The sequence below is a fragment of the Kitasatospora sp. NPDC057904 genome (assembly GCF_042887925.1).
In the GTDB taxonomy this organism is placed as follows: Bacteria; Actinomycetota; Actinomycetes; order Streptomycetales; family Streptomycetaceae; genus Kitasatospora.
In genome coordinates, this window is sequence record NZ_JBHVOL010000012.1 from 127,367 (window position 1) to 150,845 (window position 23,479).

A 23,479-nucleotide genomic window follows, 5' to 3' on the forward strand; every position below is an offset into this window, starting at 1 on the left:
ACACACACCGAAGGCCCTGTCCGACCAATCGGACGGGGCCTTCGGCGTCGTATCAGGCCAGCACGCCGAGGTCGTTGGCGTCGGTCCAGCCGCTGTACATCACCAGGTGACGGTCGGCGGTGACGGCCCACAGGTCGGGCTTGCCGTCGCCGTCCGCGTCGCCCGAGCTGCCGAGCGTCGGGTAGGCGGTCACGGTGAAGCCGCTCGCGACCACGTCCGCCTTCGGGTCGGCGAGCGCGGAGAAGTCGAAGGTGCCGTCGGCCTTCTTCGGGATCGGGTAGGCGTGCAGCTCGCCGGTGGCCCGGTCACGGGCCCAGAGGGCCAGGTTGCCGCCCTTGTCCGCCCCGGGGGCGATCAGGTCGTAGCCGTTCCAGGCACCGGAGGTGGTGAGCTTGGTGACCTTGTCGAAATCGGAGATGGCCCCGTCGAGCAACCAGAGGTTCCCGCCCTCCAGTGTCAGCAGCGACGGCGCAGTGCCGTCGCTCACCGGGCCGAGGGCGACGAGCTGGTCGGTCTTGGACCAGTCGGCGGCGAAGCCGTCCGGGCAGGACGAGCTGAAGGGGTCGCCGCACACGCGCTGGCCCGACCCCGTGAAGCCCTTGGTCATGGCTCCGTAGTCGAAGTTCCGGTAGACGGTCAGGTAGGAGTCGCCCGGCTTGTGGATGAACAGGTCGTCCGAGGACGGCGCGTGGACGTTGTCCCACCCCCGGTGGGCGACCTGGTAGGGCGCCCAACCCCGCCCGGCAGGAGCACGGTTGGCCGGGATGACGGTGGTCGGCGTGGCGTCGGTCGCGTTGACCGGGATGTACTGCAGGTTCCCCTGCGCGTCCGGCAGCACGATGTCCGCGACGCCGTCCCCGTCGACGTCACCGAGGGTCTTCGGCGGGTTCGGGTTGGACGGGGCGTAGAAGGTGTAGGTCGTCCGGCCGACGTTGCCCGCTCCGTCGATCACGTTGACGATGAGGTTGTTGGTACCCCAGTCGAGGACCTTGAGGTCGATCTTCGCGGTGCCGTCGGCGTCCGGCTCGACGGCCCCCGGCGAACTGCAGTCGCTCCCGGCGGAGTCCCAGCCGTACTGGAAGCAGGCGACGCCGGATCCCTCTCCGCCCGCGGGGACCGGGTCGGCGCCCTTGAGGACGAAGGTCCCCGTCTGCCCCGCGAACTTGGCCGGCTTGCCACCCGAACCGCTCGCCGGGAAGTCCGGCGAGGAGATCGTGACGGTCGGGTCCGTCGCGTCGATCGTGAAGTGGCAGTCCGCCGACGGGGCGGAGAGCTGCGTGCCCTGAAGCGCCCAGGCGTGCCAGGCGTAGCTGTGGCCGTCCACCAGGCCGGGGACGTGGAGGCCGGCGCTCGGCTGACCGTAGGTCTGGGCGTCGCCGGTGAACACCGGGTCCTCCGCGCCCGTGGTCACGTCCCACACGCTGAACCGGACCCCGCTGCCGGTGACCTTCGCGTTGAGCGCCGGTCCGTCGACGGACCGTCCGAGCCAGGTCGGATCGGCGGTCGGGTTGCAGTCGGCGGTGCGGTTGCCCGTCCCCTGAGCGGTGCCGAGGACGGCCGGCGCGGTGTCGGCGGCGGCCGCCGGCGCGGCGAGCAGGCCCGCGGCCACGGCGAACGCCGCGCCCGTCCCCAGCCGCCGGGCATGCGTGTGCTTCATCAAGTTTCCCCACCCTGGAACGATTTCATGATCGAGCGGTGAGGATCTTGCCAGTGCGCACCGACAGCGGCAACGGGGATTCCTCAGTCGGTGGCCGGGGTGCGGCGGGTGGCGCGCAGGCCGCGGAGGCCGATGGTGCCGACGGCGATGCCGAGGCAGAAGGAGGTGACGGCGAGCAGGAGGTGGATCCAGAAGAAGGCGGTGGGCTGGGAGTGGTCGCCGTTGACGAAGGCCTGGCCGCCGGAGTCCTTCCACAGGTTCTTGACGAAGGTGGTCCAGATGACGACCGACCAGACGCCGAAGGCGGTCAGGAACCAGGAGGTGCGGCGGCTGAGCTTCATGCGGGGTCCTCGGCGGCGGTGTGGAGGCGGTGTGCACCCCCAGTATGCGCGGGCTGCCGATCGGCGTACGGCTGGCCCCTCCTGCGGAGGACCTTGCCGGTGTGGCGCACGGCGGGGGTCCCGAGTGGGTACGGTCGGCGGGTGATCGCACGCCCTCGCAAGCTCGCGCACCTGTTCGCCGCCACCGCCGTGCTGCCGGCCCTGTTCGTCGCTCCGGCGGCGGCCGCGGCCCCCTCCGCGCCGGCTCCGCCGACCGTGGTCGGCGGCGACCGGCTCGGCCAGTCCGGGGTCCAGGTCTCGCCGATGGCCGGCGCTCCGGCACTGCCCGGGGATCTGACCGGCCAGTCCTGGATAGTCTCCGACGCCGCGTCGGGAGAGGTCCTGGCGTCCTACAACCCGCACCTGCGGCTGCCGCCGGCCAGCACCTTGAAGATCCTCTTCGCGGACACCGTGCTGCCCAAGTTCGACCGCAACGCGGTCCACCGGGTCGCGGACGAGGAGATCCAGGGGATCGGTCCCGGCAGCAGCCTGGTCGGCATCAAGGAGAACCTGGACTACCGGGTCGAGGACCTGTGGCGCGGTGTGTTCCTCAGCTCGGGCAACGACGCCGTGCACGTCCTCGCGCACATGAACGGCGGCGTCCCGCAGACCGTCGCCGAGATGCAGTCGCGGGCGGAGGCCCTCCAGGCGCGGGACACCAAGGTGATCTCCCCGGACGGCTACGACATGGACGGCCAGCTCTCCTCGGCCTACGACCTGTCCCTGTTCGCGCGGGCCGGCCTGCGCAACGCGGACTTCCGGGGCTACTGCGCCACCCGGGACGCGATGTTCCCGGGCGCCGTGGACAAGAACACCGGCCAGCGCGGCAGCTTCGGCATCGCCAACACCGACCGGCTGCTGGGCAAGTACCCGGGCCTGATCGGGGTGAAGAACGGCACCACGACCAACGCCGGCTCGACCTTCGTCGGCGCCGCCGAGCGCGACGGCCGCACGCTGCTGGTGACGGTGATGCACCCGGCGTCGTACCAGAAGGTCTACGACGAGACGGCCGCGCTGCTGGACTGGGGCTTCGCCGCGGCCGGGAAGGTGCAGCCGGTCGGCAGGCTCGTGGACGAGCAGCAGCCCGGCGCCGAGCAGCCCACCGGCCAGGCGGGCGGCAGGGACGGGACGCCGGCGCCGCCGCCGCACCCGTCGGCGGCCGCGTCCGGGGTCGCGGCGGCCGGTTCGAAGGACGGGGACGACGGGATCGGCGTCGGCGGCTGGCTCGCGATCGTCGTCGGGGCGGTGGCCGGGGCCGGGGCCCTGGTGGTGCTGAAGCGCCGGACGGCCGCTCCCACCGACGGCGGCTGACGCGGCGTCGCCCCGCGGCGGCCCGGCCTCACCCCAGGGGCCGGGCCGCCGCCGTCTGCGCCTCGTCCGCGGCCGCCAGCAGCGTTCGCGCGTGTTCGCGGGTCCGCTCGCGCGCGGCGGCCGGGTCGGCCAGGGCCGTCCACGCGACGCAGTACATCAGCAGGCGGCAGACGAAGTTCATCCAGAGCAGCAGCGCCACCGGCACGCCGAAGGCGCCGTACAGGCTCTTCCCGGCCACCGAGCCGAGGTAGGACGCGAGCAGGATCTTCAGCAGCTCGAAGCCGACCGCGCCGATCAGCGCGCCCTGCAGGACGTCGCGCCGGCGCTGGCCGCGGATCCCCGCGAACGGCCCGAGCAGGTAGCCGAACAGCAGGGTGTCGCAGGCGACCGCTATCACGAGGCCGACCCCGGTGAGCAGGTAGCCGTTGTGCAGGCCGATCGCGTCGGCGATCCGCCCGGCGAGCGTCGTGCCGGCGGCGGAGGTGCCCAGCGAGACCAGCGACACCAGGCCGAGGCCGCCGAGCACGACGCAGTCCCACGCCTTGCGCAGGATCACGTTGCCGTCCTCCGCCGGCAGCTGCCAGACGTCCCGGATCGAGGTGCGCATGGTGTCCACCCAGCCCAGGCCGGAGAGCAGCAGCAGCGCCCCGCTGACCAGCCCGACGGCGCCCGCGTTGGACACCAGGGACGGCAGGTTGAGCGCGTCGGAGATGCCCGGCAACTGGTCGGAGATGCGCTTCTGCAGGTCGGCGACCCGGCTGTCGCTGAGGGTCGTGGCGGCGATCGCCAGGGCCACGGTGAGCAGCGGGAACAGCGCGAGGAAGCCGAAGAAGGTGACCGCGCCGGCCAGCCGGTTGCCGCGGGCGGCGGTGAAGTGCTCGTACACCCGGTACGGGCGGCTGCGCAGCACCCGCGCGACGAGCGGGCCGACGACCGGAAGGCGGGTCAGGAAGTCCACCCGACCGGTTATACCGGCCCGTCCCCCGAACGGCCGTCAGGCTCGACCTGCGGCGGGCGGGTTCAGCGCCCCACCAGCCGCCGGGCCCGGGCGAGCACGCGGACCGTCCGGTAGGCGCCGTAGCGGCCGTGGCTGAGCAGTTCGGTGCGCACCCCGTCCACCCCGGCGGGCGGGCGGTAGCCGGCCGGGCGCAGCCGGGCGCAGTGCTCGGCGGCACGGCGGAAGTACTCGCGGCGGTCGCCGGCCGGGACCCGGCCGGGCTTGGCGACGACGGTGTTGAGGTGGTGCAGCATCTTGCCGTAGACCACCGGGCGCCAGTGGTCGAGGTCGGGGCGCCGGTCGAGGAAGGCGAAGACCAGGTCGTACTGGGCGAAGACGTCGAAGTGCTTGCGGCCGGCGGTGGCCAGGATGTTGCCGCCCTCCTGCCGCTGGCGGTAGTGCACGCCGATCCGGTCGAGCAGGGTGATGCTCGCGGCGGCGAGGAGCGCCGGGTACGTCCAGGGGGTGTCCTCGTAGTAGCCGGCCGGGAAGACCAGCTCCTGCTCGGTGATGAACCCGCGGCGGTAGGCCTTGTTCCAGACGACCTGGAGCAGGTCGAGCAGGTCGGGGCGGGCGTCGAGGTCGAAGACGTCCGGGGAGGCGGCGCCGAAGACGTGGGCGGAGGCGGCGCGGGTGATCCGGCCGTCGACGTAGGTGCGGGCGTAGTCGTAGACCAGGACGTCCGGGTCCCCGGTGGCGGCGAGCCGGTCCTCGACGGCCCGGAGCAGGCCAGGGGTGAGCGTGTCGTCGCTGTCGAGGAAGATCACGTACTCGCCGGTGGCGACCTCCAGGCCGGCGTTGCGGGCGCGGCCGAGGCCGACGTTCTCCGGCAGGTGCAGCACCCGGACCCGGGGGTCCGCGGCGGCCGCCTCGTCGAGCACCGCGCCGCAGCCGTCCGGGGAGCGGTCGTCCACCGCGATCAGTTCGAAGTCGGGACCGTCCTGGCCGAGGACCGAGTCGAGGCACTCGGCGAGGTAGTCCTGGACCTGGTACACGGGGACGATCACGCTGAAGCGGGGCACGGGCCCCAAGCGTAGTGGCCCCCGGGAGCGCCTTGGCCAGGACGGTAGGATCGCGGTGCACGTACGCACCGATTCAAAAGTGCGGCCAGACCCCGACCCGGGCTGCCACGCTGATTCCCGAGAAAGGCCTGCGTAGCCGATGGCTCCCCGCCTCTCCATCGTCGTTCCGATCTACAACGTCGAGCGCTACCTCGTCGAGTGCCTCGACTCGATCGCCGCCCAGACCTTCGGCGACTTCGAGTGCGTGATGGTCGACGACGGTTCAAAGGACGGCAGCGCGGCGCTCGCCGAGGCCTACGCCGCCAAGGACTCCCGGTTCCGCCTGGTGCGCCAGGTGAACAAGGGCCTCGGCGCGGCCCGCAACACCGGCATCCGGCACATCGACCCGGACGCCGAGTTCCTGTGCTTCGTCGACAGCGACGACTCGATGCCGCCGAGCGCGTACGAGCTCATGATCAACACGCTGGACGAGACCGGCTCCGACTTCGCCACCGGCAACGTGCTGCGCTTCCGCGCGGTGGGCTACTACCAGTCCGGCGGCCACGTGAAGCCGTTCAAGGAGACCAGGCTCAAGACCCACATCACCGAGATCCCCGCGCTGGTCACCGACCGCACCGCGTGGAACAAGGTGTACCGCCGCTCCTTCTTCGACGCGGCCGGCCTGCTGTACCCCGAGGGCATCCTGTACGAGGACGCCCCGGTCAGCGTGCCGCACCACTACCTCGCCAAGAGCGTGGACGTGCTCGCCGAGCCGATCTACCACTGGCGCGAGCGCGAGGTCGGCGAGATGTCGATCACGCAGATGCGCACCAACCCGAAGGGCCTGATCGACCGCGTCGCCTCGGTCGAGCTGGTCCGCGGCTGGCTGAAGAAGCAGACCGAGCCGCGCTTCGCCCAGTACCTGCGCTCCTACGACGAGAACACCCTCGTCGAGGAGATCCCGATGTTCTTCTGGTCCGTCGTGGACGGCGACAAGGAGTACCGGGACGCCTACGTCAAGCACGTCAGCCGGCTGCTGCGGGCGATCGGCCCCGAGCAGGTCCGCAAGCTGCGCGCGCCGCTGCGGCTCAAGTACCACCTGACCCTCCAGGGCCGGGTCGACGAGTTCGTCGAGCAGATCAAGTACGAGGGCGAGAGCAACGGCGGCGTCCAGGCCCGCGGCCTGCTGCGCCCCTACGCCGACTACCCGTTCCTGCGCGGCGGCCGCAAGAGCGTCCCGGCCGGCGTCCTGAAGCTGGACAACTCGCTGGTCATGCGCAGCCGGCTGTACGGCTCGGCCTGGGTCGGCGGCAAGCTGGAGCTGACCGGGCACGCGTACCCGGAGCAGCTGGGCGCGGCCGGCAAGCACGACATGGTCCGCACGCTGGTGCTGCGCGAGACCAAGGGCCGCCGGGTCGTCGCCGTGCCGATGAAGACCCAGTACAGCCCCGAGGCCACCGCGAGCTGCAGCCACGACCTGTACAACTGCGACTGGGCCGGCTTCACCGTCGCCCTCGACCCGAAGAAGCTCAAGCACCGCGGGCAGTGGAAGGACGGCCACTGGCGCGTCCTGGTCGCCGGCGCGGGCAAGGGCGGCGTGTACAAGGGCCGGGTCTCGGCCGGCTGGAGCGACACCGCCGAGTACCTCCCGACGCACTGGGTCGAGCCGGACGTGCGGATCGTGCCGTGGGTGCGGGACAACTTCGTCTACCTGAAGGTGGAGACGGTCAGGGCCCGGGTGACCGGCCTGGCCGCGCACGCCGGCCGGGTGGAGGTCTCGGGCGCGGCCCGCTCCGGCGCGAGCCTCGCCGGGGCCCGCCTGCGGCTCACCCACGTCGAGTCCGACCGCGAGCTGGCCTTCCCGCTGGAGCCGGGCGCGCCGGTCGGCACGCTGCAGCCGTTCTCGGTCTCCTTCCCCGCGGCCGAGCTGACCGCCGTCCGCGAGGCCTGGGCCGAGCTGGACCCGGTGGCCGCCGAGCGTGCCCGCGACCGCTGGGACACCGCCCTGGTGCTCACCGACGGAAGCGTCGTGCCGGTGGTCTGGGACGAGCGCAACGCGCCCGAGCAGCTGCACGTCGTCCTCAACCCGCAGGCGCCGACCGCGGAGCGCCGCGCGCTCTACTCCAAGCCCTCCCCCGCCGGGAACCTGCAGTTCTCGGACCAGCTGCTCCAGCCGATCGTCGAGGAGGTCGCCTCGCGCGGCGCCGACGGCTTCCTGCTGAGCGGCTCCTTCCCGCTGCCCGACTCGCACCGCTGGGAGCTGGTCGTCCGGCACGACTGGCGCGAGGAGGAGCACGTCTACCCGGTGGAGATCACCGACGGCCGCTTCCGCACCGCGATGCCGGCCGTGCCGACCGCCTCCTTCGCCGGGCGCGTGCCGCTCGCCCAGGGCACCTGGAACGTCTTCTTCCGTCCGGTCGGCGCCCCGGTCGACGACGCCGTCGTCCTGCACGCGCTGATCTCGCCGGACTGCTTCGGCACGCTGCCGCTGGAGGTGGAGTCCCGCGGCAAGCGGATAGTGCTGGAGCGGCGCCACCACGACGGCCTGTCGCTGGAGTCGCACTCGGCCCTGCTGCCCGAGGAGCGCAGCGGCTACCGCCAGCGCCAGCTGCGGACGGCCGACTACCCGGCCGCCCGTCGGCACCCGGTGCGCGAGACCGTCCTGTACAACGGCGGCCTCGGCGGCCTCTACGCGGACTCCCCGCGGGCGATCCACGAGGAGCTCGTGCGCCGCGGCCTGCCGCTGGAGCACCTGTGGGGCAGCGACGACCTCCAGGCCGACCTGCCGCAGACCGCGCAGGCGATCCGGCTGTGGAGCCCGGAGTGGTTCGAGGCGCTGGCGACCGCCAAGTACATCGTCACCAGCACCCACCTGCCCGACTTCTTCGTCCGCCGCCCCGGCCAGGTGGTCGTGCAGACCTGGCTCGGCACGCCGCTGAAGCAGATCGGCCTGGACTTCGAGAAGGTCTGGTTCACCGACTCCAACTACCTGAAGGGCCTCGCCAAGGAGGTCCCGAACTGGAACCTCCTGGTGGCCGGCAACAGCTGGTCGGCCCCGCTGCTCAAGCGCGCCTTCGACTACAAGGGCGAGATCCTGGAGAGCGGTTCGCCCCGCAACGACCTGCTGTTCGCCCCGGACCGGGAGAAGACCGCGGAGCAGGTCCGCGAGCGCCTCGGGCTGCCCGAGGGCAAGAAGGTCGTGCTCTACGCGCCGACCTGGCGCGAGGACCGGCGCCGGCCCAACGGCGGCTACCAGATCGACCTGCGGATCGACCTGGAGGCGGCCAGGGCCGCGCTCGGCGAGGACCAGGTGCTGCTGGTGCGCCGGCACAGCGTGATGTGCGGCCAGATCCCGGACGCCGGCAACGGCTACGTCTGGGACGTCGGCAGCTACCCCGACATGGCGGAGCTGCTGCTGATCGCCGACGTCCTGGTCACCGACTACTCGGCCTCGGTCTTCGACTTCGCGTCGACCGGCAAGCCGGTGCTGTTCTTCACGTATGACCTGGAGCACTACCGGGACAACCTGCGCGGTTTCAGCCTGGACTTCGAATCGGTGGTCCCCGGCCCGCTGCTGGCCACGTCCGCCGAACTCGTCTCCGCGCTCGGCCGGGTCGACGAGGTCGCCGCCGAATTCGCCGACAAGGCCGCCGCTTTCCGCGAGGCCTACTGCGACCTGGACGACGGCAAGGCCGCCGCCCGCGTCGTCGATGCGATGCTCCGAAAGGAGTAATTTTTCCCTCGAACGTCCCGAGGCGTCCGGTGCGATTGCGCACCGGACGCCTCGGCATTTCCGGGAGTTACCCGAGAGCGCCCGGATCTTTACGCCCGCATTGCACTCGAACTGGCGTTTCGTCGGCAAATTTCTCAGGAAATTCTACGAACCGTACAGTTGACCCCGGGTGTCGTCCCGGTATGGGATGTCAATTCGACTGTCACCGTTCCGGCTCCCGCCGGTCGCCAGCACCCCCCGGCCAAGCCCCACGCCGGGTTCCCGTCCCGAAGGGCTCCACCCGAAATGCCAGTGCTCACGCGGCTCGTCCTGCCCCACGCCGACCCCCGTGTGACCACCGCGCTGCCCACCCCGTCCGAGGACGCCGTCTTCGGCCTGCTGCGCGCCCGCTGGGCCGGCCGCGGCCTGGAGCTCACCGGCTTCGCCCGCCCGCACGACCAGGACACCGGCCGGGCCGGCTCCGCCTGGACCTGGCTCACCCTGCGCCACCCCGAGGACGCCCAGCCGCCCGTGCACGTGCGCTCCCGGCCGCGGCGCTTGCCCGAGATCACCGACGAGAGCGCCCAGCCCGAGCACAACCACGACTGGTCCGGGTTCACCGCCGTGATCGAGCCCGGGCGGCTGCGCCGCGGCGGCGCGTGGCTGCTGGGCGACTGGCAGATCGAGACCACCCTCTTCACCCGCCCCCGCCCCACCCGGGTGCGCCGCCAGTACGGCACGCTCGCCCCGCACTGGTGCGGCTCGGGCGAGTACCCGCCGGCCCGCTGGGTCGACCGCGACGTCCGCCTCCAGCCCCACTTCACCGACGACCGGCTGCACCTGCTGCTGGAGCGCCCCGGCGTCCGGCTCACCGCCGCCACCCCGGTCGACGGGGGCCTCGACCTGCGCGGCACCGCCGGCCACTGCCCGTCCGGCACCGTGCTGCGGCTGCGCCACCGGCAGAGCGACGCCGTCGTCGAACAGCCCGTCATCCGCACCGGCGACGCCTTCGCCGTCCACCTGCCCTACCGGCCGTTCACCGCCGAGGGACGCGGCACCGGCGACCTGGAGCACTGGGACACCGAACTGCGCCGCCCCGACGGCAGCACCGAGCAGCTCGTCGTGGACGAGCGCGGCGGCCCGGTGGCCGGCCAGCACCGGCTGCCCGGCACCGCGGACCGGGCGCTCTACCTCAAGCACCTCGCCGACGGCCGGCTCCAGGTCTGCGTCCAGCCCGCGGCCGGCCTGATCGACCGGATCGCCGTCAAGGCCGGCGCCTTCGAGCTCGCCGGGCACTGCCCCGACCCGGCCGCGGGCCGGCTGGAGCTGGTGCTGCGGCACACCGGCACGGCCGGCGAGGTCCGCCGACCGGTCGAGGCCGGCGCCGACGGCCGCTTCCGGGTGCGGGTGCCCGCCACCCGCACCGGCTCGGACGGCACCGCCCTGCCACTGCGCAAGGGCATCTGGGAGGCCGCTCTGGAGCCCGCCGACCGCTCCGGCCCGACCCGCCCGCTGCTGGCCGCGCCCGGCGCGCTGGCCGTCCTGCCGGCCGCCACCCAGGCCGGCGGCAAGCCCGTCCTGCTCCAGCGCCGCTGGCACGACACCCTGCTGGTGGACTCCACGCCGGTGCTCAGCGCCACCGAGCGCAGTGCCTGGACGCAGTCCCGCCTGCGGGCCTCCGAGTACCCCGCCGCCCGCCGCGAGCCGCTGCGCGAGGCCGTGCTGTACGACGTGTTCGGCGGCCGCGGCTACGCCGACTCCCCGCGCGCGGTGCACGCCGAACTCGTCCGCCGCGAGCTGCCGTTGGAGCACCTGTGGGTGGTCGACGACGCCCAGGCGGACCTGCCGCCCGGGGTCACCGCGGTGCGGATCTGGAGCCCCGAGTGGTACCGGGCGCTGGCCACCTGCCGGTACCTGGTCGGCAACACCCACTTCCCGGACTTCCTGGAGCGCCGCCGCGGCCAGGTGGTCGTGCAGACCTGGCACGGCTCGCTGCTGAAGCGCATCGCCCACGACGTCGAGAACCCCTGGCTGTCGGACCACGGCTACCTGGACGCGCTCGACCGCGAGACCCCGCAGTGGAGCGTGCTCGTCTCCCCCAGCCCGTTCGCCACCCCGATCCTGCGCCGGGCGTTCCGGTACGGCGGCGAGATCCTGGAGGCCGGCTACCCGCGCAACGACGTCCTGGCCCGGCCCGACGGGCGCACCGCCGCGGCCGTCCGCCGCCGCCTCGGCATCCCCGAGGGCAAGCGGATCGTGCTGTACGCGCCGACCTGGCGCGAGGACCAGCAGCGCGGCGACGGCGACGGCTTCCGGCTCGACCTGCGGATCGACGTCGACCACGCGCGCCGCGCCCTCGGCCCGGACCACGTGCTGCTGATCCGCCCGCACGCCCACGTGCGCGAGCCGCTGCCGGGCGCCGGGGACGGCTTCCTGTACGACTGCGCGGACTACCCGGACGTCCAGGAGCTGCTGCTGGTCGCGGACGTGCTGGTGACGGACTACTCGTCGATCATGTTCGACTTCGCGATCACCGGCCGCCCGGTGCTCTTCTTCACGTACGACCTGGAGCACTACCGCGACACCCTGCGCGGCTTCTACTTCGACTTCGAGACGGAGGCCCCCGGCCCGCTCGTCCCGGACTCGGCCGAGCTGGTCGGCGCGCTGCGCGGACTCGCCGACGGCGGCACCGGGCTGACCGCCGGGTACGCGGAGCGCTACCGCCGCTTCCGGGCCGCCCACTGCGCGCTGGACGAGGGCGGCGCGGCCCGCCGGGTCGTCGACCGGATGCTCGAACTCACCCGCACCGCCAGCTGATCCGGCCGCTCAGGCCGCTCGGGCCGGTCCGGCCGTTCCCGCGGGTCCAACCGGTTCAACGGTCCGGCCGGTCCGGCCGGTTCACGCGAAGGAGTAGCTCCGCCAGGGCCGCCAGACCTCGTCCGCGTCGAACCGGGAGAGGCCGAACCCGGGCACCGTGAACGCCGCCCGGAAGCCGCGCGCCTGCTCGTACGCCTGGTCCAGCACGTCGTCCGGCAGGCCGTGCGCCACCGTCACGTGCGGGTGGTAGGGGAACGCCAGCTCGCGGGCCAGCGGGCCGGAGCGGACGTCCGCCTCCAGCAGCCGGCACTCCTGCGCGCCCTCCTCGACCCGGACGAACACCACCGGGGAGACCGGGCGGAAGGTGCCGCCGCCGCGCAGCAGCATCCGGAACGGCCGGTGCGCCGCGGCCACCGCCGCCAGGTGCTCCTCGATCTTGGGGAGCTCCCCGGCCGGCACCTCGGTCGGCGGCAGCAGCGTGACGTGCGTCGGTATCGACCGGGCGAGCGGATCGCCGTGCCCGGCCCGGGCGTCCTGGATCCGCGCGCCGAACGGGTCCGGGACGCTCACGGACACGCCGATGGTGACGACCTCGGGGAGGTCGCCACCACCGGGCAGGCGTGTGAGGGGAGTCACCGCTTGGCGGCCGGGAGGAAGCCGATCCGGTCGTACACCGTCTCCAGCGTCTGCGACGCCACCTCGCGGGCCTTGTCCGCACCGAGCGCCAGCACCCGGTCCAGCTCGGCCGGGTCGTCCAGGTAGGTGCGGGTGCGCTCCTGGAAGGGGGTGACCCACTCGGTGAACAGCTCGGCCAGCTCGGTCTTCAGGGCGCCGTACATCTTGCCCTCGAAGTGGGCGACCAGGTCCTCGACGGACCGGCCGCTGAGCGCGGAGTGGATCCGCAGCAGGTTGGAGACGCCGGGCTTGGCGTCCTCGTCGTAGGAGACGACGGTGCCGGTGTCGGTGACGGCGCTCTTGAACTTCTTGGCGCTGACCTTCGGGTCGTCCAGCAGGCTGACCAGGCCCTTGGGCGAGGAGGCCGACTTGCTCATCTTGACGGCCGGGTCCTGGAGGTCCTGGATCTTCGCCGTCTCCTTGAGGATGTACGCCTTCGGCACCGTGAAGGTCGGGGTGTAGCGGGAGTTGAAGCGCTCCGCGATGTCCCGGGTGATCTCCACGTGCTGGCGCTGGTCCTCGCCGACCGGGACGGCGTCCGCCTGGTAGAGCAGGATGTCGGCGATCTGGAGGATCGGATAGGTGAACAGGCCGACCGTGGTGCTGTCGGCGCCGTAGCGGGCGGACTTGTCCTTGAACTGGGTCATCCGGGAGGCCTCGCCGAAGCCGGTGAGGCAGTTCATCACCCAGGCCAGCTGCGCGTGTTCGGGCACGTGCGACTGGACGAAGAGCGTGCAGTGCTCCGGGTCCAGGCCGGCGCCGAGCAGCTGGGCGGCGGAGATCCGGGTGTTCTCGCGCAGGGTCGCCGGGTCCTGCGGCACCGTGATCGCGTGCAGGTCGACCACCATGTAGAAGGCGTCGTTGTCCTTCTGGAGGTCGACCCACTGGCGCACCGCGCCGAGGTAGTTGCCGAGGTGGAACGACCCGGAGGTGGGCTGGATCCCGGAGAGCACCCGAGGACGGTCCTTGACCGGACCAGTGACCGCTGCGTTGACCATGCGGGCCATTGTTCCAGTTCCACCGGGCGGTCAGGAAACCTCTGCCCCTGGAGGTTCCGACAGTGTGACGGCACTCACCCTGACCCGGGCGATCCGCCGGCCCTCCAGCTTGGCCACCGTCAGCAGCACCCCGCCGCCGCCCTCGACCGGCACCCGCACCTGGTCGCCGTCCCTGGGCAGCCGGCCCAGCGAGGCGACCAGGCAGCCGGCCACCGTCTCGTACGGGCCCTCCGGGAGGGCGACGCCGGTCTCCTCCGCGAAGTCGCCGAGGTTGAGCAGGCCGTCCAGCTCCATGCCGCCGCCGGCCAGCCGGCGGATGGTGGCGGTCTGCGGGCGGTCGTACTCGTCCCGGATCTCGCCGATGACCTCCTCGACCAGGTCCTCCAGCGTGACGATGCCCGCGGTGCCGCCGTACTCGTCGACCACGATCGCCAGGTGGTGGCCCTCCCGGCGCATCTCGCCCATCGCCTCCAGCACCAGTTTGGTGCCGGGCAGCAGCTTGACCGGGCGGGCCAGGTCGCGGACCTTGGCGGCCTGCTCGCCGCGCGTGCCGTACAGGTCGCGGACGTGGACGAAGCCGACCACGGCGTCGGCGCTGCCCTCGACCACCGGGTAGCGCGAGTGCGGCGAGGTCTCGGCCTGGTGGCGGACGGCGGTCAGCGCGCGCTCGGCGTCCAGGAAGGTCACCTCGGTGCGCGGGACCATCACCTCGCGCAGCTGCCGCTCCCCGGCGGAGAACACGTCGGCGATCAACGCCCGTTCGTCGCTGCCGAGTTCGGTGTTGGCGGCGACCAGGCCGCGCAACTCCTCGGAGCTCATCGAGCCGCGCCCGGCGGTCGGGTCGCCGCCCAGCAGCCGGACCATCATGTCGGTCGAGTGTCCGAGCAGCCAGATCACCGGCCGCAGCACCGAGGACATCACGTCGACAACGGGCGCGGCGGTCACCGCGATCGACTCGGCGCGCTGCAGGCCGATCCGCTTGGGGGTGAGCTCGCCGAGCACCAGCGACACGTAGCTGATCACCAGGGTGAGGCCGACCAGCGCGACGGCGTCCGCGACGCCCCGGGTGAGCCCGGCCCGCACGAACAGCGGGGCGACCTTGCCGGCCAGCGTGTCCGCGCCGAAGGCGGCGGACAGGAAGCCCATGCAGGTCACGCCGACCTGCACGGCGGCGAGGAAGCGGTTGGGGTCGGCGGCCAGGTGCGCGGCCCGGGCGGAGCGCCGGGTGCCCTGCGCCTCCAGCGTCCGGATCTGGCCCTCGCGCAGCGAGATCAGCGAGATCTCGGCGACGTTGAAGAGCCCGCCCAGGAGGATGAAGACGAGGACGAGCGCCGCGTCCCCGATGGTTTCGTTCACAGCGCGCCAGTGTAAGGCGACGGCCCGCCGCTTCCCCGGGAGGGAGGCGGCGGGCCGTCGAAGAAGCCGGTCGGCTCAGATGAGGCCGAGCTCCTGGACCGCGTCGCGCTCCTCGGTCAGCTCCTTGACCGAGGCGTCGATGCGGGCGCGGGAGAAGTCGGAGATCTCCAGGCCCTGGACGATCTCGAACTTGCCGTCCTTGGTGGTGACGGGGAAGGAGGAGATCAGGCCGGCCGGGACGCCGTAGGAGCCGTCGGAGACGACGCCCATCGAGGTCCAGTCACCCTCGGCGGTGCCGTTGACCCAGGTGTGCACGTGGTCGATGGCGGCGTTGGCGGCCGAGGCGGCCGAGGACGCGCCGCGGGCCTCGATGATGGCCGCGCCGCGCTTGGCGACGGTCGGGATGAAGTCGTTCTCCAGCCAGGCCTGGTCGCTGCCGACGGCCTCGAAGGCCGGCTTGCCGGCGACCTCGGCCTGGAAGATGTCCGGGTACTGGGTCGCGGAGTGGTTGCCCCAGATGGTGACGCGCTTGATGTCCGAGACCAGGGCGCCGGTCTTGGCGGAGAGCTGGCCGACGGCGCGGTTGTGGTCCAGGCGGGTCATCGCGGTGAAGCGCTCGGCCGGGACGTCCGGGGCGTTGCGCTGGGCGATCAGGGCGTTGGTGTTGGCCGGGTTGCCGACGACCAGGACCTTGATGTCGGCCGCGGCGTGGTCGTTGATGGCCTTGCCCTGCGGGCCGAAGATGCCGCCGTTGGCCTGCAGCAGGTCGCCGCGCTCCATGCCCGCGGTGCGCGGACGGGCGCCGACCAGCAGGGCGACGTTGGCGCCGTCGAAGGCCACGTTCGGGTTGTCGGTGATGGTGATGTCGCGCAGCAGCGGGAACGCGCAGTCCACGAGCTCCATCGCGGTGCCCTCGGCGGCCTTCAGGCCCTGCGGGATCTCCAGGAGGCGCAGGTTCACCGGCACGTCGGCACCGAGCAGGTGGCCCGAGGCGATGCGGAAGAGCAGCGCGTAGCCGATCTGGCCGGCTGCTCCGGTGATGGTGACGTTGACGGGGGTGCGGGTCATTTCTACCTTCTCCAGCAAATCGCCAGGTGCCCCAGGCACACCGGCACTGGAGCCGAGGATGGTCTCTCGACATCGAGAGACCGGCGTCAGGTTATCGCAAAGGGAAGCGTACGCCGCGTGCGCGGGCGTGGCTGATGCGTCACAACGGCGGAACGCCCGGCGGGCACGCGGACGGCCCCCGCCCGGAGAACCCGGACGGGGGCCGTCTCGCGGCGCGGTGGCGCGGGATCAGTGCTTGGGACGCCCGATCAGCTGCCCGATGTTGTCGAGCAGCGGGAACTCCAGCCACGGGTTCGGCTGGGCCACCAGCGTCAGCAGGACGATCGCCGACCCCAGGAAGCCCAGCACGATCACGTCGGTGAAGCGGCTGCGCACCGCGAGCATCCCGACCTCGGGCAGCACCAGCCGCAGGACGGCGCCGAGCAGCACGCCGCCGCCGAGGATCAGCAGCCCGAACTTGAAACCGTCCTTGAAGTCGGCGAACCAGGTGACCGCGAGCCCGGCGCCGACCACCAGCAGGACCAGCGTTATCGGCCACTGCCGCACCGGCAGGGCGTGCTCGCGCCCGAGGGCCGCGGCCGAGCCCTCCGGCGGGATGGTGCCGGTGGTCTTGACCGGCCGCTGCCGGGACCGCGCCGCGGGTCGTGGGTCACTCATGTCCGCCGCCTCCCGGAGGTGTCAGACGCCGGCGCGGCGCTCGGCCGCCTCGACGATGTTGTTGAGCAGCATCGCGCGGGTCATCGGGCCCACGCCGCCCGGGTTCGGCGAGATCCAGCCGGCCACCTCCGCCACGCCCGGGTGCACGTCGCCGACGATCTTGCCCTCGCTGCGGCTGACGCCCACGTCCAGGACGGCCGCGCCCGCCTTGACGTCCTCCGGCTTGATCAGGTGCGGCACGCCGGCGGCGGCCACGATGATGTCGGCCTTGCGCAGGTGGTAGGCCAGGTCCCGGGTGCCGGTGTGGCACAGGGTCACGGTGGCGTTCTCGGAGCGGCGGGTCAGCAGCAGGCCGATCGAGCGGCCGACGGTGACCCCGCGGCCGACGACGACCACCTCGGCGCCGTTGATCTCGACGTCGTGGCGGCGCAGCAGCTCGACGATGCCCAGCGGGGTGCAGGGCAGCGGGCCCTGGATGCCGAGGGCGAGGCGGCCGAGCGAGGTCGGGTGCAGGCCGTCCGCGTCCTTGTCCGGGTCCATGAGCTCCAGGACCGGGTTCTGGTCCAGGCCCTTGGGCAGCGGCAGCTGGACGATGTAGCCGGTGCAGGCCGGGTCGGCGTTGAGCTCGCGGACGACGTCCTCGACGTCCTGCTGGGTGGCGGTGGCGGGCAGCTCGCGCTGGATCGAGGCGATGCCGACCTCGGCGCAGTCCTTGTGCTTGCCGTTCACGTACCAGCGGCTGCCCGGGTCGTCGCCGACCAGGACGGTGCCGAGGCCGGGCGTGACGCCCTTCGCCTTGAGGGCCGCCACGCGGACGGCGAGTTCGGACTTGATCGCGGCAGCAGTGGCCTTGCCATCGAGAATCTGGGCAGTCATGACCCCATTCTCCCGGATCGCGGCAAGCCTCCGTACCAGGGCACCGGACCCGCTCCGCCGGGGCCCGCGGGAGAACGGGACGGACACGGAAGGCCGGTACCGCGTTGCGGTTGCGCCACAGTCTCGCCACCGCCGCGGGGGCGGCTGGACACGGCACTCCCGTCCGGTCGACGATATGGGGCACGGCCCTGCCGCGACCGGCCCGGTGACGGGCCGACGGACACCACGGCGGGGCGCACCCGGGGGAAAGAAGCAGTGAGCCGACCACACGACACAGCGCCGTCCAGCGCGCCGCAGCCGTTCCCGCTCGCTCCGCACCGGGCACGTTCCTGAGCCGCCGGCGCTCGGCACCGCGGCACCGTCGCCGTGCCGCCGACGCGCCCGACCGGCGTCCCGTCCGTCCGGCACCCCGACCCGCCGGCCGGCTCCGGGCGCTCCGCCGCCCCGTCCCCACGTCCCCGTAACTGCCCGGAGGCTTCGATGAGTTACCCGCCCGACCCGAACAACCCGTACGGCCAGCCGCAGCAGCCCGGGTACGGCTACCCGCAGCAGGCCCCGCCGGCCGCCGGGTACGGCTACCCGCAGCCGGCCGCGCAGCCCGTGTACGGGTACCCGCCGGTCGCGCCCCAGCGCATGTCGATGCCGGGTCTGATGGTCACCGCCCGGGTGTTCCTGTTCATCATCGGCGCGGTGCAGGTCTTCATCACGGCCGGTCTGCTGATCGGGGCCGCCGGCGCCAAGAAGGTCGCCAACGAGCACACCACCGGCAGCGACACCGCGATCTTCGGCAACGCGGCGGCGAGCGTCCTGCTGGTCATCGGGGTCGTCTACCTGCTCGCCGCGGTGCTCTCCATCACGCTCGGCGTGAAGTTCGGCAGCGGCGGCCCGGCCACCCGGATCACCACCATCGTGTACGGCTCGATCGCCCTGCTGCTCGGCCTCGGCGTGCTGGTCAGCTCGATCACCGGGGGCGCCAACTCCCAGGTCGCGGGCGCCGCGGCGGGCGCCGGGGTCGGGGTCGGGGTCGGCGTGCTGTGGATCGCGATCTGCGTCCTGTGGATCGCCGCGGTGACCACCCGGGACGGCGTCGCCTGGTTCAACCGGCCGCGCTACTGACCGGCCCGCCCGCACGGCGACGCGGAGCGGCCCGGCCCCCTCTCGGAGGGAGCCGGGCCGCTCCTGCGTTCCGTCACGCCGTCAGTGGAAGAAGTGGCGCGCGCCGGTGAAGTACATCGTCACGCCCGCCTTGGTGGCGGCCTCGACGACCTGCTCGTCGCGGATCGAACCGCCGGGCTGCACGATCGCCCTGACGCCCGCGGCGATCAGGATCTCCGGGCCGTCCGGGAACGGGAAGAACGCGTCCGAGGCCGCGTACGAGCCCTTGGCCCGCTCGCCGGCCCGCTCGACCGCGAGCTTGCACGAGTCCACGCGGTTGACCTGGCCCATGCCGACGCCGACCGAGGCACCGTCCTTGGCCAGCAGGATCGCGTTGGACTTGACGGCCCGGCAGGCCCGCCAGGCGAAGGCCAGCTCGGCCAGCTCCGCCTCGGACAGCGCCTCGCCGCTGGCCAGCGTCCAGGTCGCCGGGTCGTCGCCCTCGGCGTGCACCCGGTCGGCGTCCTGGAGCAGCACGCCGCCGGAGACCGGGCGCACCTCCTGGCGGTTGACCGGGGCCTCGGGGGCGAGCAGCACCCGCAGGTTCTTCTTGCGGGCCAGGACCTCGACCGCGCCCTCCTCGTAGCCGGGGGCCACGACGACCTCGGTGAAGATCGGGGCGATCTGCTCGGCCAGCTCGACGGTGACCGGGCGGTTGACCGCGATGACGCCGCCGTACGCGGAGACCGGGTCGCACTCGTGCGCCTTGCGGTGCGCCTCGGCGACGTCGGCGCCGGTCGCGATGCCGCACGGGTTGGCGTGCTTGATGATCGCGACGGCCGGCTCGGCGTGGTCGTAGGCGGCGCGGCGCGCGGCGTCGGTGTCGACGAAGTTGTTGTACGACATCTCCTTGCCGTGCAGCTGCTGCGCGCCGGCCAGGCCGCCGGTGCCGGCGCTGTACAGCGCGGCGCCCTGGTGCGGGTTCTCGCCGTAGCGCAGCACGTTCTGCCGCTCCCAGGTGGCGCCCAGGAACTCGGGGAAGCGCTCGTCGCTCGGGGCGTAGCCGGCCTCGAACCAGGAGGCGACGGCCACGTCGTAGGCGGCGGTGTGGGCGAACGCCGCACCGGCCAGGCGCTTGCGGGTGGCCAGGTCGAAGCCGCCCTCGCGGGCGGCCGTCAGCACGTCGCCGTAGCGGGCCGGGTCGACCACGACGGCGACCGACGGGTGGTTCTTGGCGGCGGCGCGGACCATGCTCGGGCCGCCGATGTCGATCTGCTCGACGCACTCGTCCGGGGTGGCGCCGGAGGCGACGGTGGCCTTGAACGGGTAGAGGTTCACGACGACCAGGTCGAACGGCTCGACGCCGAGCTCGGCCAGCTGAGCGCGGTGCGACTCCAGGCGCAGGTCGGCGAGCACGCCGGCGTGCACGCGGGGGTGCAGCGTCTTCACGCGCCCGTCCAGGCACTCCGGGAAGCCGGTCAGCTCGGAGACCTCGGTCACCGGGACGCCGGCGGCGGCGATGCGGCCGGCGGTCGAGCCGGTGGAGACGATCGCGACCCCGGCGGCGTGCAGGCCCTGGGCCAGCTCCTCCAGACCGGTCTTGTCGTACACGCTGATCAGCGCACGACGGATCGGACGGATGTTCTCCGAAACGGGGGGCGTGGTGGAGCTGGCACTCATGCCGGGATCCATACCTTTCGGTCCTCGATGCGGTGACCTTCGCGGGCCAGCCGGCCCACGACGTCGACGAGCAGCTTGCGCTCGACAGTCTTGATGCGCTCGTGCAGCGCTTCGCCGCCATCGGCGTGATCGGCGTCGGCGACCTCGACGACGCCCTGCGCGATGATCGGCCCGGTGTCCACCCCGGCGTCGACCAGGTGGACGGTGCAGCCGGTGACCCTCACCCCGTACGCGAGCGCGTCGGTGACGCCGTGGGCGCCGGGGAAGGACGGCAGCAGCGCGGGGTGGGTGTTGACGATCCGCCCCGCGAAGGCCGCGATGAACTCGGGGCCGAGGATCTTCATGAAGCCGGCCGTGACGACCAGGTCCGGCTCGTGGGCGGCGACGGAGGCGGTCAGCGCGCGGTCCCAGTCGGCGCGGTCCGCGTGGTCCTTGACCCGGTGGACGAAGGTCGGCAGGCCCGCCCGCTCGGCTCGCTCCAGACCCGCGATGCCGTCGCGGTCCGCGCCCACCGCGAGGATCTCGGCCCCGTAGGCCGGGTCGGCGGCGGCGTCGAGCAGCGCCTGCAGGTTGGTGCCCGAGCCGGAGACCAGCACCACCAGGCGGGCCGGTCCGGGCGTACGGGGCGGGAAGAGCTGGGCGGGGGCGGCGGCCACTGCGCGATTCTCCGTAGGTCGGGCGCCGCCCGCTGGTACGTCCACCGGCGGTGGGGCCACTACGAACGGCAGGTCGAGCGAGGGGGAACACCAGGAGAACCCGCCGCGACGCGGGCCCCGGGGAACCTCTGTGAGCTGCTGACCGTCACCACGATAACGGCTGGTCGGACGGCCCCCGAACCCTCCGGCCGGGGCTACGCGCGTAGTTGAGACGGGGATCTCCCCGCGCCCGGCCCGGCAGGCCGCCGGGGGCCCGTCGGACCGCTGCGGGATCATAGGGGCACGGGCACCCGCCCCACCGACCGAGAAGGAATGGCGGAAACCATGAGCAGCGGTGACAACCCCGGCGAGCGCAACCCCTTCGCGCCGCCGCCGGCGGATGCCCCGGACCAGCCGTGGCAGCCGCGTGCCCCCCGGTCCGCCGACGGCGGCGACGGCCCCGACGGCGAGGGCCCCGGCCGGTCCGGCGGCGACGGCTGGCAGCCCCGCCCGCCGGCCCCGCAGCCGCCACGGCTCGACCCCACCGATCCGGCCCAGCGCAAGGCCCGCAACGCGGCGCTCGCCGGGCTGTTCGCGCTGATCTGCGTGCTCGCCGGGGTCACCTGGGTGGCACTGTTCGTCGGCGCGCTCGGCATCGTGTGGGGCATCGGCGCGATGCGCGCCCCCCGGCCGGCCACCGCCGTGGGCGTCGCGCCCGCCGGGCCGAACCCGCTCACGCCGGCCGCGCTCGCCGGGGTGCTCACCGGCGCGATGACCGTCGTGGTGGCGTCCTCGGTGATCGGCCTCGGGCTCTACTACGACGACTACGTGACCTGCGTCCGCGACTCGCTGACGACGGTCGGCGCCGACAACTGCAGCTGGCTCGCGCCGCAGTGGTACGTCGACCTGGTCGGGAACGGCCGGAACTAGGACCGGCCCTTTCCGCTCGGAGGGCCGCGGCGTCAGGGCGTGTCCAATCGCAGGGCGGAGGCTGAGGGACATCGGCCGCCGACGACGACGCGGCGACGTGCGCTCCCTGGCGTCGCGGCGCCCGGCCTGAGCCGAAAGGACACGCCCTACGGTCGATCCTCCGACGCCTCGGGGGCGCTTCCGCTCAGCCGCAGCACCGCGCCGTGCGCGCGGGCACGCAACTGCCAGCCGCTCCGGCGGGCGCGGCCGGCCAGGCCCGCGAGGACGCCGGCTCCCGGAGCGGCCGGGCCCAGCGCCCGGTGGCGCGCCAGCAGCGCCCCGGGCACCACCACGACGACGAACCAGCCCGCCGCCGCAAGGCCCGCCCACCACGGCGCCGGCCCCAGCCGGGCCATCCGGCCGCCCGCCAGCGCGCCGCCGGACAGCCAGCCCAGCGCGGCCGCCCCGGCACCCGTGAGCAGTGCCGCCAGCAAGGCCGCCACGGCCGTCGCGGCCGGCTCCCACGCGCGCCGGGCCGCGGCCCGGCCGAGCAACACCGCCGGGACCGCCCCGGCCAGGACGGGGAGCGCGATCGCCGCGAGCCGCCAGCCGCCCGGGCCGGACTCCGGGAGCAGCGCGAACAGCGGGAAGTCCGGCACCGGCCCGAGCGCCGTGCCACCCGGCGCCACCACCGTCCCCTCCCCCACGGCGAACCCCGGCCCCAGCGCGTACGCCGCTCCCCACAGGACCGCGTTCGGCAGGAGCACCACCGCCAGCAGCACCAGCCCCGCGACGGCCGTCGGGCCCCGGCCCAGCACCGCCATCCCCCGGCCGCCGCCGGTCACCGCGTCCGACACCGCCGCGACGGCGACCAGCACTCCGCCCACCGCCACCAACCCGGCCCCCGCCGCGAGCGCCGCACGGCGGACGGCTTCCGCGCAGTCCGCCGGACGGGCGTGCTCGGGAAGGCGGCCGAGGAGGCAGCTCGCGAACACGGCCCCGAGCACGTCGGAGTCGTCCGGCTCGTCCGGCTCGTCCAGCTCATCCGGCCCGTACGACGCGTAGGGCTCGTACGCCCCATAGGGCTCGTCGGGCTCGCGGACCTCGCGCGTCGACCGGGCCCCCGCGGTGACCGCGAGCGCGGCCAGCAGCCCGACCACCAGGACGTCCGGCAGCACCCGGGTGCGGAACAGGCCCGCTCCCGCGCAGTGCACCACGACCACGACCGCCACCCCGCAGTAGCCCGCCCACACCGCCACCGGGCCGCCCCACCACGACCGCAGCCCCCGCCGCGCCGACACCCGGGCGCCCGCCCGGAACAGCTGAACCACCGCCAGCAGGCCGATGAGCAGCGGAGTGACCGTCAGCGGCGCCCCCGCGCCCCCGCGCAGCAGCGGCGCACCGTGCCCCAGCAGCCACAGCGCCCCCGCGAGCCGCGACGCACCGGCCGCGTCGTCGTCCGCGTACGGCGTCACCACCCACAGCCCGAGCACTGGCACCCCGACCACCGCGAGGCCGACGAGCGCCGTCCGTACCCCCGCCAGGAGGTCGGCCAGGGCGGGGCGAGCACCCAGTTCGCCCGGCACCTCCAGGATCGGACGGCCCATCAGCTGCGTCATGCGCCTCATGGTGCCAAGGCGACTCGCCATGCTCCG

The 23,479-nt window shown here is 73.4% G+C and carries 18 protein-coding genes; 5 read left to right on the forward strand and 13 right to left on the reverse strand.

The genetic code is table 11. The features are described from left to right. Positions 1 to 52: 52 nt before the first annotated feature. Together ACFVSN_RS28220 and ACFVSN_RS28225 are read right to left on the reverse strand one after the other, a co-directional pair. Positions 53 to 1,657 (reverse strand): hypothetical protein, encoded by a 1,605-nt coding sequence (locus tag ACFVSN_RS28220; protein ID WP_387956806.1) that lies wholly within the window; start codon positions 1,655 to 1,657, stop codon positions 53 to 55. 83 nt (positions 1,658 to 1,740) lie between these two features. Continuing rightward, entirely contained in the window at positions 1,741 to 1,998 is a 258-nt protein-coding gene (locus ACFVSN_RS28225) for an SCO4848 family membrane protein (protein ID WP_380439021.1), read from the reverse strand. A gap of 141 nt (positions 1,999 to 2,139) precedes the next feature. Here ACFVSN_RS28225 and ACFVSN_RS28230 point away from each other — a divergent pair, with 141 nt between their 5' ends. Then, the gene (locus ACFVSN_RS28230) at positions 2,140 to 3,348 is read left to right on the forward strand and encodes a D-alanyl-D-alanine carboxypeptidase family protein (RefSeq protein ID WP_380439019.1); all 1,209 of its coding nucleotides are present in this window, start codon (positions 2,140 to 2,142) and stop codon (positions 3,346 to 3,348) included. A 28-nt stretch (positions 3,349 to 3,376) separates the two neighbouring features. Here ACFVSN_RS28230 and ACFVSN_RS28235 read toward each other — a convergent pair whose 3' ends face one another. Then, positions 3,377 to 4,306, reverse strand: coding sequence for a YihY/virulence factor BrkB family protein (locus ACFVSN_RS28235; RefSeq protein WP_380498952.1), 930 nt, complete (start codon positions 4,304 to 4,306; stop codon positions 3,377 to 3,379). Positions 4,307 to 4,368: 62 nt separating this feature from the next. Continuing rightward, on the reverse strand, positions 4,369 to 5,367 hold the full coding sequence (locus ACFVSN_RS28240) for a glycosyltransferase family 2 protein (RefSeq protein WP_380439015.1): 999 nt from the start codon (positions 5,365 to 5,367) through the stop codon (positions 4,369 to 4,371). A 139-nt stretch (positions 5,368 to 5,506) separates the two neighbouring features. Between ACFVSN_RS28240 and ACFVSN_RS28245 the strand changes: the two genes are divergently transcribed. Beyond that, positions 5,507 to 9,079 carry a CDP-glycerol glycerophosphotransferase family protein gene (locus ACFVSN_RS28245; protein ID WP_387601834.1) on the forward strand — a complete coding sequence of 1,191 codons (3,573 nt, stop codon included), beginning with the start codon at positions 5,507 to 5,509 and terminating at the stop codon, positions 9,077 to 9,079. 285 nt (positions 9,080 to 9,364) lie between these two features. Then, a complete protein-coding gene (locus ACFVSN_RS28250) occupies positions 9,365 to 11,875 on the forward strand; it encodes a CDP-glycerol glycerophosphotransferase family protein (protein WP_387601837.1) in 2,511 nt (836 codons plus the stop codon). An 81-nt stretch (positions 11,876 to 11,956) separates the two neighbouring features. Here ACFVSN_RS28250 and ACFVSN_RS28255 read toward each other — a convergent pair whose 3' ends face one another. The 6 genes from ACFVSN_RS28255 to ACFVSN_RS28280 form a co-directional block, all read right to left on the reverse strand. Next, positions 11,957 to 12,511, reverse strand: a complete 555-nt coding sequence (locus ACFVSN_RS28255) for a 2'-5' RNA ligase family protein (protein WP_380439009.1) — start codon at positions 12,509 to 12,511, stop codon at positions 11,957 to 11,959. Then, the gene (gene trpS / locus ACFVSN_RS28260; RefSeq protein WP_387601841.1) at positions 12,508 to 13,548 is read right to left on the reverse strand and encodes a tryptophan--tRNA ligase; all 1,041 of its coding nucleotides are present in this window, start codon (positions 13,546 to 13,548) and stop codon (positions 12,508 to 12,510) included. Before trpS ends, ACFVSN_RS28255 begins: the two co-directional genes overlap by 4 nt. A gap of 30 nt (positions 13,549 to 13,578) precedes the next feature. After that, complete coding sequence (locus tag ACFVSN_RS28265) at positions 13,579 to 14,904, reverse strand: hemolysin family protein (protein ID WP_380439005.1); 1,326 nt, start codon at positions 14,902 to 14,904, stop codon at positions 13,579 to 13,581. Between the two features lie 75 nt (positions 14,905 to 14,979). Next, positions 14,980 to 15,972 carry a malate dehydrogenase gene (locus ACFVSN_RS28270; protein WP_380439003.1) on the reverse strand — a complete coding sequence of 331 codons (993 nt, stop codon included), beginning with the start codon at positions 15,970 to 15,972 and terminating at the stop codon, positions 14,980 to 14,982. Between the two features lie 228 nt (positions 15,973 to 16,200). Beyond that, positions 16,201 to 16,629, reverse strand: a complete 429-nt coding sequence (locus tag ACFVSN_RS28275) for a DUF3017 domain-containing protein (RefSeq protein ID WP_380439001.1) — start codon at positions 16,627 to 16,629, stop codon at positions 16,201 to 16,203. Positions 16,630 to 16,650: 21 nt separating this feature from the next. Further along, complete coding sequence (locus tag ACFVSN_RS28280) at positions 16,651 to 17,505, reverse strand: bifunctional methylenetetrahydrofolate dehydrogenase/methenyltetrahydrofolate cyclohydrolase (RefSeq protein ID WP_380438999.1); 855 nt, start codon at positions 17,503 to 17,505, stop codon at positions 16,651 to 16,653. A gap of 480 nt (positions 17,506 to 17,985) precedes the next feature. On the opposite strand from ACFVSN_RS28280, the gene ACFVSN_RS28285 reads away from it, so the two are divergent. After that, positions 17,986 to 18,621, forward strand: a complete 636-nt coding sequence (locus ACFVSN_RS28285; RefSeq protein WP_380505449.1) for a hypothetical protein — start codon at positions 17,986 to 17,988, stop codon at positions 18,619 to 18,621. An 81-nt stretch (positions 18,622 to 18,702) separates the two neighbouring features. Here ACFVSN_RS28285 and purH read toward each other — a convergent pair whose 3' ends face one another. Both purH and purN read right to left on the reverse strand, forming a co-directional pair. Then, complete coding sequence (purH, locus tag ACFVSN_RS28290) at positions 18,703 to 20,280, reverse strand: bifunctional phosphoribosylaminoimidazolecarboxamide formyltransferase/IMP cyclohydrolase (protein ID WP_387601846.1); 1,578 nt, start codon at positions 20,278 to 20,280, stop codon at positions 18,703 to 18,705. Next, positions 20,277 to 20,936 carry a phosphoribosylglycinamide formyltransferase gene (gene purN, locus ACFVSN_RS28295; RefSeq protein WP_380438993.1) on the reverse strand — a complete coding sequence of 220 codons (660 nt, stop codon included), beginning with the start codon at positions 20,934 to 20,936 and terminating at the stop codon, positions 20,277 to 20,279. Before purN ends, purH begins: the two co-directional genes overlap by 4 nt. 324 nt (positions 20,937 to 21,260) lie before the next feature. On the opposite strand from purN, the gene ACFVSN_RS28300 reads away from it, so the two are divergent. Then, positions 21,261 to 21,845 carry a hypothetical protein gene (locus tag ACFVSN_RS28300; protein WP_387956807.1) on the forward strand — a complete coding sequence of 195 codons (585 nt, stop codon included), beginning with the start codon at positions 21,261 to 21,263 and terminating at the stop codon, positions 21,843 to 21,845. A gap of 146 nt (positions 21,846 to 21,991) precedes the next feature. Here the strand turns inward: ACFVSN_RS28300 and ACFVSN_RS28305 are convergent, their stop codons facing one another. Continuing rightward, a complete protein-coding gene (locus ACFVSN_RS28305) occupies positions 21,992 to 23,443 on the reverse strand; it encodes a DUF6350 family protein (RefSeq protein ID WP_387956808.1) in 1,452 nt (483 codons plus the stop codon). Between the last annotated feature and the right edge of the window lie 36 nt (positions 23,444 to 23,479).

What these genes read in the sequence shown, in the direction of transcription:
- ACFVSN_RS28250 (WP_387601837.1), top strand. Translation starts at nt 9,365, where the DNA reads ATGCCAGTGCTCACGCGGCTCGTCCTGCCCCACGCCGACCCCCGTGTG.
- ACFVSN_RS28245 (WP_387601834.1), top strand. Translation starts at nt 5,507, where the DNA reads ATGGCTCCCCGCCTCTCCATCGTCGTTCCGATCTACAACGTCGAGCGC.
- ACFVSN_RS28285 (WP_380505449.1), top strand. Translation starts at nt 17,986, where the DNA reads ATGAGTTACCCGCCCGACCCGAACAACCCGTACGGCCAGCCGCAGCAG.
- trpS (WP_387601841.1), bottom strand. Translation starts at nt 13,548, where the DNA reads ATGGTCAACGCAGCGGTCACTGGTCCGGTCAAGGACCGTCCTCGGGTG.
- ACFVSN_RS28300 (WP_387956807.1), top strand. Translation starts at nt 21,261, where the DNA reads ATGAGCAGCGGTGACAACCCCGGCGAGCGCAACCCCTTCGCGCCGCCG.
- purH (WP_387601846.1), bottom strand. Translation starts at nt 20,280, where the DNA reads ATGAGTGCCAGCTCCACCACGCCCCCCGTTTCGGAGAACATCCGTCCG.
- ACFVSN_RS28225 (WP_380439021.1), bottom strand. Translation starts at nt 1,998, where the DNA reads ATGAAGCTCAGCCGCCGCACCTCCTGGTTCCTGACCGCCTTCGGCGTC.
- ACFVSN_RS28220 (WP_387956806.1), bottom strand. Translation starts at nt 1,657, where the DNA reads ATGAAGCACACGCATGCCCGGCGGCTGGGGACGGGCGCGGCGTTCGCC.
- ACFVSN_RS28275 (WP_380439001.1), bottom strand. Translation starts at nt 16,629, where the DNA reads ATGAGTGACCCACGACCCGCGGCGCGGTCCCGGCAGCGGCCGGTCAAG.
- ACFVSN_RS28305 (WP_387956808.1), bottom strand. Translation starts at nt 23,443, where the DNA reads ATGACGCAGCTGATGGGCCGTCCGATCCTGGAGGTGCCGGGCGAACTG.
- ACFVSN_RS28270 (WP_380439003.1), bottom strand. Translation starts at nt 15,972, where the DNA reads ATGACCCGCACCCCCGTCAACGTCACCATCACCGGAGCAGCCGGCCAG.
- ACFVSN_RS28280 (WP_380438999.1), bottom strand. Translation starts at nt 17,505, where the DNA reads ATGACTGCCCAGATTCTCGATGGCAAGGCCACTGCTGCCGCGATCAAG.